Source organism: Mesorhizobium sp. P2_F8 (assembly GCF_056403655.1).
The window spans coordinates 225,764-237,989 of the sequence record NZ_JBFUFB010000006.1 but is presented as its reverse complement, the minus strand read 5'-3'; the positions used below and the strand labels follow the sequence as shown (position 1 = coordinate 237,989).

Sequence of the window (12,226 nt, the reverse complement as noted above, 5' to 3'; positions counted from 1 at the left end):
GCGGGACTGGATAGGAGAACCACATGCTGAATTCCGTTTCCCTGACATTTCCTGATGGCTCCGTCCGCGAATATGACGCGGCGATGACCGGTGCCGGGCTTGCCGAGTCGATCTCGAAATCGCTGGCCAAGAAGGCGGTCGCCTACAGCATCGACGGCGTCGTGCGCGACCTCAGTGATCCGCTGGGCAAGTCCGGCAAGGTCGAGATCGTCACCCGCGACGATCCGCGCGCCCTGGAGCTCATCCGCCATGACACCGCACATGTGCTGGCGGAAGCCGTGCAGGAATTGTGGCCGGGGACGCAGGTGACCATCGGCCCGGTGATCGAGAACGGCTTCTATTATGATTTCGCCCGCAACGAGCCTTTCACGCCCGACGATTTCCCGGTGATCGAGAAGAAGATGCGCGAGATCATTTCGCGCAACAAGCCGTTCACCAAGGAAGTCTGGTCGCGCGACAAGGCGAAAAAAGTGTTTGCCGACAAGGGCGAGCGCTACAAGCTGGAACTGATCGACGCCATTCCCGAGGATCAGGACCTCAAGATCTATGCGCAAGGCGATTGGTTCGACCTCTGCCGTGGGCCGCACATGGCCTCGACGGGGCAGATCGGCAATGCCTTCAAGCTGATGAAGGTGGCCGGCGCCTATTGGCGCGGAGACAGCAACAATCCGATGCTGACGCGCATCTACGGCACGGCCTGGGCCGACCAGGCGCAGCTCGAGGCCTACCAGACAATGCTGGAGGAGGCCGAGAAGCGCGACCACCGGAAACTCGGCCGCGAGATGGACCTGTTCCATTTCCAGGAAGAGGGGCCCGGCGTCGTCTTCTGGCACGCCAAGGGCTGGAAGATGTTCCAGAACCTGGTCAACTACATGCGCCGCCGGCTCGACGAACAGGGCTATCAGGAGGTCAACGCGCCGCAGGTGCTCGACAAGAGCCTGTGGGAGACCTCTGGCCACTGGGGCTGGTACCGCGACGCCATGTTCAAGGTGACGGTTGCCGGTGACGATACCGACGACGACCGCGTCTTCGCACTGAAGCCAATGAACTGTCCGGGCCATGTGCAGATTTTCAAGCATGGGTTGAAGTCTTATCGCGATCTTCCCGTAAAGCTTGCGGAATTCGGCAATGTGCATCGCTACGAACCATCCGGCGCGCTGCATGGGCTGATGCGTGTGCGCGGCTTCACGCAGGATGATGCGCATATCTTCTGCACCGAGGAGCAGCTTGCGTCGGAGTGCCTTCGCATCAACGATTTGATCCTGTCGACCTATGCCGATTTCGGTTTCGACGAGATCAGCGTCAAGCTGTCGACGCGGCCCGACAAACGCGTCGGCACCGACGAGGCGTGGGACCACGCCGAGGCGATCATGGGCAGCGTGCTGGAGACGATCAGGACGCGGTCCAGCAATCGCATCAAGACCTCGATCAACCCGGGCGAGGGCGCCTTCTACGGGCCGAAATTCGAGTATGTGCTGAAGGATGCCATCGGCCGCGAATGGCAGTGCGGCACGACGCAGGTCGACTTCAACCTGCCGGAACGGTTTGGCGCCTTCTACATCGGCTCGGATTCGGAGAAGAAGCAACCTGTCATGGTGCATCGCGCCATCTGCGGTTCGATGGAGCGATTTCTCGGCATCCTGATCGAGAACTATTCCGGTCATTTCCCGCTGTGGTTTGCACCGCTGCAGGTGGTGGTGGCGACCATCACGTCGGACGCCGACGATTATGCGACCGAGGTGGTGGCTAAGCTCAAGGCCGCCGGACTGTTGGCGGAAGCGGATCTGCGCAATGAGAAGATCAACTACAAGGTCCGCGAACACTCGCTGGCCAAGGTTCCGGTGATCCTCGTCTGCGGCAAGCGCGAGGCGGAGGAGCAGACGGTCAACATGCGCCGGTTGGGCTCGCGCGACCAGGAATCGCTCGGCCTTGCCCAGGCGATCGCGCAATTGACCGAAGAAGCGATCACGCCGGACCGCAGGCGCAAGCGCGCTGCCTGATCTGCATGGTCCGGACGACATGGCGGTGGAGCGATCCACCGCCATTTTCATATCCCTGTCACGCCAACCTTGTAACGAGCCCTTATGCTCAAGCTGAAATTGCGCGAACGGTCCTTTCCCGAGCTTTCCTATGCCAATCCGCGCCAGCCGGCGCTGACGCGCTGGTTCATTCATTCGGTCGAAGGCCTGTCGGGCCGCGACCGCTACACCGCGCTTTATGATTTCTGGCGCCGCCAGGTCGTGCCGACCGGCGAGCGCGTTTTCAGCCGCATGCTCGACCTGATCGACGTCCGGGTGCGGACAGCGGATCAATGGCCGCCCGCGCAATTGCCGGATACACCGCTGGTGATCGTCGCCAACCATCCGTTCGGCATCGGCGACGGCATCGCCGTGCTGTCGCTGGCAGAGCAGCTGGGGCGGCCGTTCCGGGTGATGATCCACAAGGATCTGCTCAAGATCCGCGAGATGGAGCCCTATTCGCTGCCGATCGACTTTTCAGAGACCAAGGACGCGCTGAAGAACAACATGGCCGTGCGCCACGAGGCGGTGCGGCTTTTGAAAGAGGGCGTCACCATCGTGGTGTTTCCGGCCGGCGGCGTCGCCACCGCGCCGAAGGGCTTTGGCCGGGCGCGCGACCTGCCGTGGAAGATGTTTCCGGCCCGTCTCGTCCAGGACGCCAAGGCGTCTGTGATTCCCATGCATTTTTCCGGGCAGAACGGCCGGCTGTTCCATCTGGTCAGCGGCCCGATGAACATGGCCGAGAGCGATGGCCGCCTGGCGAAATTTGTCGGCAAGGCGTCGCTGACGCTGCGCACCTCGCTGCTCATCCGCGAATTCGCGCGATTGTCCGGCAAGGCGATCGAGGTGCGCGTCGGTGATGTGCTGAGCTGGAGCGAGGTGGAGCCACTGCGCGACCGCAAGGCATTGCTCGACCGCCTTTATCGCGGCGTGTTCGACCTGGCGCCAATCGTGGCGCGTCGCCGGCTTCCGTTCCTGCCGGCACGGACCAAGCTGGCGGCCTGAAGTCGGCAAGCCCGCGGCGGAAGGTTAATCAGCACCTTCTTCAGGATCAATCGCCGCGGCCTCGGTGGCCAGAACCTCGATTTCCTGGTTCTGTCCGGCAACGACCGTAAAATCCTTCTGGTAGATGCGGTCGCGGTTCTTGGCGATGATGGTGTAGTCGCCCTCGGCGAGCACCATCGAGGCGAAGGCGCCGACGGATTCCTTGATCGGATCGCCGGATTCGTTGAGCAGCGACCAGGACGTGTCGGCGATCGCCTCGCCACCGGTTTCGCGCACCAGCTTCATCGTGATCTCGGCGGCATGATGCTCGACGGTGGCTTCGGTCAGCTTGCCGGCCTCGACGCGGATGTCGGAGCGGATGACCGCGTTGACCGCGCCATAGGTCGAGACGACATGGTAGGTGCCGGCGTTGAGCCGCACGACGCTGTTGGGTTCGACATCGGGTATGATCAGCGCGCGCTCGCCATTCGGCGCAGCGGTGCCTTCGTAGATCGAGAAGCGCAGGTTCTTCGGTGGAATGCGCACCCCACCGGACAGAACAGCGTCGAGCTTGAGGCCGCCGGCGTCGAGCACGAGGCTTTCGCGCTTGGCGTCCTTGCCGACAACGGTGATGCGTTTGGTGGCGCCGGCCCGGCCATAGGAGGCATGAACCAGGTAACTGCCGGGTTCGAGCTGGAAGACAGCGGTGCCGCCATGCGCGGAGGCGACCATCGGCAATTTGCCGTTGACGGCCTCGGGCTTGAAGACGCGCCAGACGATGCCGCGGGTGATGTCGGCGCCCTTGTCTGTCAATTGGGCGGACAGGGTAATGGCGCCGCCGCTGCCGAGCGCCAGCGACCTCTCGCCTTTCGGCGTCGCGTAGCTCGAAATTCCGGGAAGCTTGAGATTGCTAACGCCATCCGCGGTCTGTGCCATGGCGAGCGAAACCGGCGCCATGAACAGCAAGGCGACCAACCAGACCAGGAAAAGACGCAGTGTCCCCTCAAACATGCCTTGCGTTGAAGCCCATGGCGGTGGCAATTTCAAGGCTTAAGAGTCCAACCGATACGACTCTTCCGTCCGGCGCGCCCCGCGCTATTGCCCGAGCCGCCCGAATTCCCGATGGTGCGCTCCAGCTCAAAACAGAATGTTTTAGGAGACTTGCGCCCATGGCGTCGCCGATCATCGACTTCCTGCTGACCCGAAACTCTGCACCGATCCCCGATTTGAAGGAGCCGGCGCCGAGCGATGCGGAGATCGCGACGATGATCACTGCTGCCTCGCGGGTACCCGACCATGGCAGGCTGGAACCCTGGCGCTTCATCCTCTATCGCGGTGACGCCCGCGTCGAGATCGGCAGGCAACTGGCAGCACTTGCCGAGCAGCGGGAGGGGCCGTTGCCGGAAGGCCGCCGCAACCAGGAACTGGCGCGGTTCTCGCGTGCGCCTTTGGTAATCGGCGTGGTGTCGATCCCCAGGGAGAATCCAAAGATCCCGCAATGGGAGATGTTCCTGTCGGGCGGCATGGCGGCGATGAACCTGATGATGTCAGCCAATGCTTTGGGCTATGGTACCAATATGATCAGCAACTGGTATTCGGATGTGCCCGAGGGTAGGGCGCTGCTGGGGCTGGCGCCGCAGGAGCGTGTCATTGGCTTCGTCCATATCGGCTCCTATTCCGGCCCGGCGCCGGAGCGGCCCCGGCCCGATCCGGCGAAGCTCTATGCCGATTATTCGGGGCCGTGGGCGGGCTGAAATGTTCTACGAACCTTCAAAGGGCCACGGGCTGCCGCACGATCCTTCCAAGGCGATCGTGGCGCCGCGTCCGATCGGCTGGATATCGACGCTGAACGGGGCCGGCGAGATCAATCTCGCGCCATACTCGTTCTTCAATGCCGTTTCGACGCGGCCCTTCATCGTCTGGTTTTCCTCCGAAGGTGAAAAGGACAGCGCCACCTTCGCGCAGGAAACCGGCGAGTTTGTCGCCAATCTGGTCAGCCGCGATCTCGCGGAAAAGATGAACCGCACGTCCGTCGACGCGCCGCGCGGCGTCAATGAGTTCGCCTATGCAGAGCTTGCCATGGCGCCGTCACGCCTCGTCGCGCCGCCGCGCGTGGCGGCAGCACCGGCCGCGCTCGAATGCCGGGTGACGGAAGTCTTTCGCCCAAAGGCGCTGGACGGATCGGCGACGAGCGCTGTCGTCGTCGCCGGCGAAGTGGTCGGCGTGTACATCGACGATGCCTTCCTGACGGATGGCCTGTTCGATATCACCAAGGCCGGCAATGTCGCTCGTCTCGGCTACATGGACTATGCGAGCGTTAACGAGGTGTTTCCGATGCGTCGGCCGCGCTGGAACAAGGACTAGGCTGAAATCCCGGCCGCCTTGGCCCGCGCCAGAAGCCTTTCGGCCAGTCGCAGATGCGGGCGGTCGACCATCTTGCCGTCGATGCCGACGACGCCGGGATTTCCCGCAGCCGCGAAAGCCGCGACGATTGCCGCCGATTGTCTCAAGGCTTCGGCCGAAGGCGTGAAAGCTGCGTTGATGACGGGCACCTGATCGGGGTGGATCGCCATCTTGCCGGTGAAGCCGTCGCGTTCGGCCTCGGCGCATTCCGCTTCGAAGGCCGCCATGTCGCGAAAATTCGGGAAGACGGTGTCGATCGCCGCAACCTCCGCCGCACCCGCGGCAAGGATGGTCATGGTGCGGGCCAGGCGGAACACGTCGGTGTAGCCGCCGCGCTCGTCGCGGGCCGTGCGCGCGCCAATCGCCGCCGACAGATCCTCGGCGCCCCAGGTGAGACCGACAAGCCGTGCGCTTGTCCCGGCATAGGTGGCCGCCGCCAGCACGCCTGCCGGGGTTTCGGTAATGATCGGAAGGATTTTGATTGCGCCGTCGGCAAGGCCACTTTCGGCCTCGTGAACCCTGAGCTTTGCCGAGAGATGCTGCACATCCTGGCCGCTGTTCGATTTTGGCAGCATGATGCCGTCGGGCCCGGCTGAAACAACAGCAGCCAGATCGTCATCCGTCATGCCGGTCGACAGATCGTTGACGCGCACATAGATCACTGAGCCGGTTTGCGCCCTGCGTTCGGCGATGAAGCGCGCCGCGATTTCGCGCGCCAGCGCCTTGTTGTGCGGCGCCACGGAATCCTCAAGATCGACGATGACCACGTCGGCGCCGGCGCCAAAACCCTTTTGCAGCTTCCGCTCGGAATCACCGGGGACGAACAGCAGCGAACGCATCAGCCCGCCTTCTTCAGCATCATCGCTTGCCTCGTGCATTTGGCGACGAGATCGCCGTTCTGATTGTAGGCCCGATGCTCGAATTCAACGATGCCGCGGTCGGGCTTCGACTTGGATTCGCGCACCGAAATCACCGTCGTTTCGACACGGATGGTATCGCCATGGAAGACCGGGTGCGGAAACACCGTTTCCTTCATGCCGAGATTGGCGACCGTGGTGCCGACGGTGATGTCGTTGACCGAGATGCCGATCATCAGGCCGAGCGTGAACAGCGAGTTTACGAGCGGCTTGCCCCATTCGCTCTTGGCGGCAAAATCGAAGTCGATATGCAGCGGCTGTGGGTTCAGCGTCATCACCGAAAACAGCATGTTGTCGCTCTCGGTGACGGTCTTGCGCAGCGTGTGCTGGAAGACATGGCCGACGACGAACTCTTCCAAATAAAGCCCGGCCATATCCCGCTCCTCTACTGCCTGTGGGGTTGATAGGCGCTGCATTCAGGGCTCGCAAGCCAGTTAATGAACATGGTGAACCGTTCGTAAACCTTTTCTGCCTACCGTCTGCATGGGGCCAGGAGCGTTCTGGCAGGGGGCGTAAGCAGGCGGCAATGGTTGTTTCGCATTTTTTGAGATGGATTTGCACCGCCAGGGTCTCGGAGCGCGCCGCCGCGGCCAATGCGCTGGCTCGGGCCTACGTCAATTCCGACCTGCCTTTCGAGGACCGCTGCGCCGCCGAGGCGGCGCTGACGCTGCTGCTTGACGACGCTTCGTCGAAAGTGCGGCTGGCGATGGCCGAAGCGCTGTCGATGAGCCAGCACGCGCCGTTGCAGATCATCAGCGCGCTGGCCTGCGACCAGCCGGAAGTCGCCGGCGTGGTGCTGGCACGTTCGCCGCTGCTTACCGACGCCGATCTGATCAACCGTGTGGCCAGCAGTCCGAAGGTGACGCAAAAATTGATCGCCGACCGGTCGTTCGTTTCGATGGCGCTGTCGGCGGCCATCGCCGAGATCGGCGAGGCGGAAGCCTGCGCCGTGTTGCTCGCCAACAGCGGCGCCGACATCGCCTTGCTCAGCTTCCGCCGCATGGCCGAACGCCACGGCCATCTGCCCTTGGTGCGCGAAGCCCTGATATCGGATGCCCGCCTGCCTGCCGACTGCCGGCACATGCTGCTCGTCAAACTCGGCGAGATGCTGAAAACGTCGCCGCTGGTCATGGCCTTGATGGGCGCGGCGCGAGCCGATCGCGTCATGCGCGACGCCTGCGTCAAGGCTTCGGTGACGCTGATCGAAGGCACGCGCCAGGAAGAACATCCTGCGCTGATCGAGCATCTCAGGCTGCGCGGCGATCTCACCGCAAGCTTCCTCATCCGCACCATCACGCATGGCAAGGTCGATTTCTTCGGCTCGGCGCTGGTCGCGCTCAGCCAGCAATCCGAACAAAGGGTGAGGGCGCTGCTGGCCGGCGGGCACGATGTGGCCTTGCAGGCGCTGTTTCGCAGCGCCGGCCTTGCCGCCGTCACGCATGCCATCATCCTGCGCGCGCTGAAAATCTGGCGCGAGGTGGCCAACGGCAAGCGTGTCGCCGGCGTTCAGGAGGTCAGCTGGCTGATGCTGAAGGAATTGGGCGGACAGTCAGCACAAAGCGATCTCGCCACGCTGGTCAAGTCGATCCATCTCGATGCGCTGCGTGAGAATGCGCGTGGTCACGCGCTGGCGATCGCCGCGGCCTAGCCTTTATCCCCCGCGAAGAAATCGGGAAAATCTTCCATCGCCGCGGCAATGATGCGCAGCGATGCCGCGATCTGCAGCATCTCGCTGGTGGCGTTGCGCTGCGCGATGCTCGTCGCATATTGCCGGGCGACGGCGATGGTCGACGTTTGCGGATCGCCGGGTGCGTGGAAGAGCAGTTCCCGCGCCAGCCCCCTCAGAAAGTTGGCGATCGAAAGCGCGGTCTCGGATGGGATGGCATGGCCCTGGCTTGCGTCGCGCAGCCGCAGGACTTCCAAGCCGACGGTGACGGCGGCGACGCCGCCGCCCAGAACCGCATCGCCTTTCCTGCCGGCATTCTGCACCAGGGGCATCAACTGGTTGATGCGGTCATAGGCGAGGCTCTCGAAGGCTGAACGCCTCGGCACGCGCTCATGTAGGCAAAGTCGCGCCAGATCTTCGCGCATGGCGCGCACGATGCGGTTGGCCGCAAGCCACGGATCGGCGGGCAGCACGAGGATGAAGACACCGATAGCCAGCAGGATGCCGACCAGGACCGACGCCGAACCTGCGAAGAACGGTGCGGGATCGTAGGCCATCGCCTGGTGCGGACTGAGGAAGGCGAGGAAGTTGATGGCGAAGGCCGTCGCCACGCCGACATGGCGCGGATTGGCCATGGCGAGCGCCGTCGGCACCAGGATCGGCACGACAAGCAGCATGAACCAGCCGAAGCCGGGCAAAGCGGGCAACGCGACCTGACCGACGAGAAAGGCAAAGGGAAGCGCCAGCAGCGTTCCCTTGAAGAAGCCCCAGGACACTTGCACGGGGTCGGGGCGAGCGGCAAACAGGCTCGACACGACGGCAACGAGAATGACCGTGCCTGCGGTTTCCGACCATTTCGTCGTTAGCCAGAAGGCCGTGACCAGCAAGGTGGCAAGAGCAGCGCGCACGGCATTGCGCGATGCGCCGGCGTAGTCACGGTGCACCACCAGCGCGGGTTGCCTGCTGCCCCGGACAGGACGGGTAACAGGCGCGCGCAAGGCGTCGAGGCCGCGCAGCACCTGCTTGAGCGCCTCGGCGAAATCGGCGGCGATGGTGAGGCGGGTGATGGTGCCGACCCTGTCGTCGCCCTGATCGGTCGAGGCATCGGGCATTTGCCGGGCCTTGACCGAGATCGCGTCGAGCCGGGCCACCCAGGGTGCGGTGTCGTCCAGCGCGCCGGGTTTGGCGGCCAGTTCGCTGACAAGGGCCTGCAACTCCGAGCGCACCGGAATGAGCGCTGCGTTCTTCGGGGCGGCGTGCGAATGCAGCGCGCGCGCCGCCGACAGGGCCGAGAGCAGTTGCCCAATAGTGCGCCGGACCGGATGGGCGCGCGGCGCGAAGCTCGCCGTTTCGAGCCTGGCGTAGGCGCGCATCTCGCCAAGCGTCTGGGTGTCGGCGACCAGCTTTCGGTGCATGCCCGACAGGATCGCCGGATCGCCGCCGGAGAATGCGCCGCCGGCATAGGTGGCAAGATCGAGGATGCAGCGTTTCAACCGCGAGATGATGGCGTCGCTGGCCAGTTTCGGCAGGATCAGCCGGCTGGTCAGGCCGGCGCAGACAATGCCGAGCACGATTTCGGCACAGCGCGCGACCGCGAGGTCGACGACGACGTGCGGCTGTCCGAAGGCAGGCAGGCCGATGATCATCGCGGTGTAGCCGGCAAGGGCGGCACCATAGGCTTCGGGATTGCGCAGCAGCGACGAGACGAAGGTGCAGATGCCGATCCAGACGGCAAGCACCGTCACCAGCACCCAGGGGCTGGTGCCGAAGATCGTGGTGATGCCGATCGCCGCTATGCCGCCGGCAAGCGTGCCGAGCAGCCGGTAGAAGCCTTTCGCCAGCACCATGCCAGCGACGGGCTGGGCGACGATGAACACCGTCATCATGGCCCACTGCGGGTGGTCGAGCTCAAGGGCGTAGGCGACCAGAAGCGCGATCAGGCCGGCCGAAACCGTGCGCAGCGAGAAAATCCAGTCCGAACGCGTCGGTTGCGTCAGCCCGGCCAAACTGGTTTCGAAATAGCCTTTCAGCCGCGCCCAGGTCACATGCCGGTCTCCGCAAGTCGAGCCTGTTATGGACCGGCTGGCGGCTAGATATCCAGCACTTCCGTCTCGGCGAATTCGGCGCGTTCCTGGATGAAGCGGAAGCGGGCTTCAGGCTTGGTGCCCATCAGCGCGTCGACCGCGTCCTTGGTCGCGGCCTCGGCGTCGATGACATCGATGCGAAGCAGCGTGCGCTTTTTCGGATCCATGGTGGTTTCCTTGAGCTGCGCGGCCATCATCTCGCCCAGACCCTTGAAGCGCCCAAGTTCGACCTTGCCGCGCCCGGTGAACTCGGTGCGCAGAAGCTCGTCCTTGTGTGCGTCGTCGCGGGCATAGGCGACCTTGCCGCCTTGCCGGATCGAGTATAGCGGCGGCACCGCCAGAAAGAGATGGCCGCCCCGCACCAGCGCCGGCATCTCCTGGTAGAAGAAGGTGATCAGCAGCGAAGCGATGTGGGCGCCGTCGACGTCGGCGTCGGTCATGATGATGACGCGGTCGTAGCGCAAATCCTCGTCGCGGTATTTCGACCGCGTGCCGCAGCCGAGCGCCTGGATCAGGTCTGAAATCTGCTGGTTGCCGGCAAGCTTGTCATTGCCGGCGCTGGCGACGTTGAGGATCTTTCCGCGCAGCGGCAACACGGCCTGGCTGGCACGGTCGCGTGCCTGCTTGGCCGAGCCGCCGGCCGAGTCGCCTTCGACGATGAACAGTTCGGCGCCGGCCGCGGCATTCTGCGTGCAGTCGGCGAGCTTGCCCGGCAGCCGCAATTTGCGCACCGCGCTCTTGCGCGACACCTCTTTTTCCTGTCGCCGGCGCACCCGCTCGTCGGCGCGCGCGATCACCCATTCGAGCAGCTTAGAGGCTTCCTGCGGATTGTCGGCCAGCCAATGGTCGAACGGATCGCGGATCGCGGTCTCGACAATGCGGATTGCCTCGATCGTCGCCAGCCTGTCCTTGGTCTGGCCAACGAATTCGGGCTCGCGGATGAACACCGACAGCATGCCCGCCGCCGAGATCATGACGTCTTCCGAGGTGACAATCGAGGCGCGCTTGTTGCCGACGAGATCGGCATAGGCGCGCAGGCCGCGCGTCAACACGTTGCGGAAGCCGGCCTCGTGGGTGCCGCCTTCGCCGGTCGGGATGGTGTTGCAGTAGGAATTAATGAAGCCGTCGCCGCCGAACCAGGTCACCGCCCATTCGAGCGAGCCATGGCCGCCTTGCCTGTCGCTCTTGCCGGCGAAGATTTCGCGCGTCACCTGGAATTCGTCGCCGAGCGATGCCTTGAGATAATCCTTGAGGCCGCCGGGAAAATGGAACTCGGCCTTGGCCGGCGTCTGGTCCTTTTCCTTGATCAGCGACGGGTCGCAGGTCCAGCGGATTTCGACGCCGCCGAACAGATAGGCTTTCGACCGCGTCATGCGGTAGAGCCGCGCCGGCTCGAACGCAGCGCCCTTGCCGAAAATCTGCTCGTCGGGGTGGAAGCGGATTTTTGTGCCGCGCCGGTTGTGAACCTCGCCCAACTGTTCCAGGCCAGTTACCGGGACGCCGCGCGAAAAGCGCTGGCGATAAAGCTGGCGGCCGCGCGCGACCTCGACCTCAAGATGGTCCGACAGCGCGTTGACCACCGAGACGCCGACGCCATGCAGGCCGCCTGATGTCTCGTAGACCTTCGAGTCGAACTTGCCGCCCGAATGCAGCGTCGTCATGATCACTTCGAGCGCCGGCTTCTTGAATTTCGGATGCGGATCGACCGGAATGCCGCGGCCGTTGTCGGTAACGGCGAGATAGCCGTCGGCAGAGAGCTCGACATCGATGAAGGTGGCATGGCCGGCAACCGCCTCGTCCATCGAATTGTCGATGACCTCGGCGAACAGGTGGTGCATCGCCTTGTCGTCGGTGCCGCCGATATACATGCCTGGCCGGCGCCGCACCGGCTCCAGCCCTTCCAGAACCTCGATGTCGGCGGCGCTATAGCCCTCACTGCCATCCTTGGTCGCGGCGGGACGCCTGGTCGCCTGCACCAGCGGATCCGCCGGGCGCGCCGGTGTGCGGACCGGTTGCGGCTGCTTGTCCAGATTGCCGAAAAGATCGTTGTTGTCGTCCATGCCTGCCATAGAGTCCGATGCTGCGAATCACCTCGCGATACTGGCACGCTTTTCAGCGCCAAGCGACCGAGGTTCCTGTTCCGTTCGGGGAATT

At 63.9% G+C, this 12,226-nt stretch carries 10 protein-coding genes; 5 read left to right on the top strand and 5 right to left on the bottom strand.

The features are described from left to right. Window positions 1-23 precede the first annotated feature (23 nt). Both thrS and AC1DZP_RS16650 read left to right on the top strand, forming a co-directional pair. Window positions 24-2,000, top strand: coding sequence for a threonine--tRNA ligase (gene thrS, locus AC1DZP_RS16655; RefSeq protein ID WP_477303846.1), 1,977 nt, complete (start codon window positions 24-26; stop codon window positions 1,998-2,000). An 84-nt stretch (window positions 2,001-2,084) separates the two neighbouring features. Then, window positions 2,085-3,023 (top strand): lysophospholipid acyltransferase family protein, encoded by a 939-nt coding sequence (locus tag AC1DZP_RS16650; RefSeq protein WP_477303844.1) that lies wholly within the window; start codon window positions 2,085-2,087, stop codon window positions 3,021-3,023. Window positions 3,024-3,047: 24 nt separating this feature from the next. Here the strand turns inward: AC1DZP_RS16650 and AC1DZP_RS16645 are convergent, their stop codons facing one another. Next, the gene (locus tag AC1DZP_RS16645; RefSeq protein ID WP_457151898.1) at window positions 3,048-4,013 is read right to left on the bottom strand and encodes a hypothetical protein; all 966 of its coding nucleotides are present in this window, start codon (window positions 4,011-4,013) and stop codon (window positions 3,048-3,050) included. 158 nt (window positions 4,014-4,171) lie between these two features. On the opposite strand from AC1DZP_RS16645, the gene AC1DZP_RS16640 reads away from it, so the two are divergent. Beyond that, window positions 4,172-4,756, top strand: a complete 585-nt coding sequence (locus tag AC1DZP_RS16640; protein WP_477227366.1) for a nitroreductase family protein — start codon at window positions 4,172-4,174, stop codon at window positions 4,754-4,756. Between the two features lies 1 nt (window position 4,757). Further along, window positions 4,758-5,366 carry a flavin reductase family protein gene (locus AC1DZP_RS16635; protein ID WP_095087866.1) on the top strand — a complete coding sequence of 203 codons (609 nt, stop codon included), beginning with the start codon at window positions 4,758-4,760 and terminating at the stop codon, window positions 5,364-5,366. On the opposite strand, the gene AC1DZP_RS16630 is transcribed toward AC1DZP_RS16635, so the two are convergent. Together AC1DZP_RS16630 and AC1DZP_RS16625 are read right to left on the bottom strand one after the other, a co-directional pair. Next, complete coding sequence (locus tag AC1DZP_RS16630) at window positions 5,363-6,244, bottom strand: HpcH/HpaI aldolase/citrate lyase family protein (protein WP_477303843.1); 882 nt, start codon at window positions 6,242-6,244, stop codon at window positions 5,363-5,365. The genes AC1DZP_RS16635 and AC1DZP_RS16630 overlap by 4 nt on opposite strands. After that, window positions 6,244-6,696: a MaoC family dehydratase gene (locus AC1DZP_RS16625; RefSeq protein WP_095087868.1), complete on the bottom strand. Its 453-nt coding sequence runs from the start codon at window positions 6,694-6,696 to the stop codon at window positions 6,244-6,246. The genes AC1DZP_RS16630 and AC1DZP_RS16625 overlap by 1 nt, the downstream gene beginning before the upstream one ends. Window positions 6,697-6,848: 152 nt before the next feature. On the opposite strand from AC1DZP_RS16625, the gene AC1DZP_RS16620 reads away from it, so the two are divergent. Then, window positions 6,849-7,970, top strand: a complete 1,122-nt coding sequence (locus AC1DZP_RS16620; RefSeq protein ID WP_477303840.1) for a DUF2336 domain-containing protein — start codon at window positions 6,849-6,851, stop codon at window positions 7,968-7,970. Here AC1DZP_RS16620 and AC1DZP_RS16615 read toward each other — a convergent pair. Both AC1DZP_RS16615 and parE read right to left on the bottom strand, forming a co-directional pair. Beyond that, window positions 7,967-10,033, bottom strand: a complete 2,067-nt coding sequence (locus tag AC1DZP_RS16615; RefSeq protein WP_477303839.1) for an FUSC family protein — start codon at window positions 10,031-10,033, stop codon at window positions 7,967-7,969. The genes AC1DZP_RS16620 and AC1DZP_RS16615 overlap by 4 nt on opposite strands. Window positions 10,034-10,077: 44 nt before the next feature. Beyond that, window positions 10,078-12,132: a DNA topoisomerase IV subunit B gene (gene parE / locus AC1DZP_RS16610; protein WP_477227360.1), complete on the bottom strand. Its 2,055-nt coding sequence runs from the start codon at window positions 12,130-12,132 to the stop codon at window positions 10,078-10,080. Between the last annotated feature and the right edge of the window lie 94 nt (window positions 12,133-12,226).

What these genes read in the sequence shown, in the direction of transcription:
- AC1DZP_RS16640 (WP_477227366.1), top strand. Translation starts at nt 4,172, where the DNA reads ATGGCGTCGCCGATCATCGACTTCCTGCTGACCCGAAACTCTGCACCG.
- AC1DZP_RS16650 (WP_477303844.1), top strand. Translation starts at nt 2,085, where the DNA reads ATGCTCAAGCTGAAATTGCGCGAACGGTCCTTTCCCGAGCTTTCCTAT.
- thrS (WP_477303846.1), top strand. Translation starts at nt 24, where the DNA reads ATGCTGAATTCCGTTTCCCTGACATTTCCTGATGGCTCCGTCCGCGAA.
- parE (WP_477227360.1), bottom strand. Translation starts at nt 12,132, where the DNA reads ATGGACGACAACAACGATCTTTTCGGCAATCTGGACAAGCAGCCGCAA.
- AC1DZP_RS16620 (WP_477303840.1), top strand. Translation starts at nt 6,849, where the DNA reads ATGGTTGTTTCGCATTTTTTGAGATGGATTTGCACCGCCAGGGTCTCG.
- AC1DZP_RS16645 (WP_457151898.1), bottom strand. Translation starts at nt 4,013, where the DNA reads ATGTTTGAGGGGACACTGCGTCTTTTCCTGGTCTGGTTGGTCGCCTTG.
- AC1DZP_RS16625 (WP_095087868.1), bottom strand. Translation starts at nt 6,696, where the DNA reads ATGGCCGGGCTTTATTTGGAAGAGTTCGTCGTCGGCCATGTCTTCCAG.
- AC1DZP_RS16635 (WP_095087866.1), top strand. Translation starts at nt 4,758, where the DNA reads ATGTTCTACGAACCTTCAAAGGGCCACGGGCTGCCGCACGATCCTTCC.
- AC1DZP_RS16630 (WP_477303843.1), bottom strand. Translation starts at nt 6,244, where the DNA reads ATGCGTTCGCTGCTGTTCGTCCCCGGTGATTCCGAGCGGAAGCTGCAA.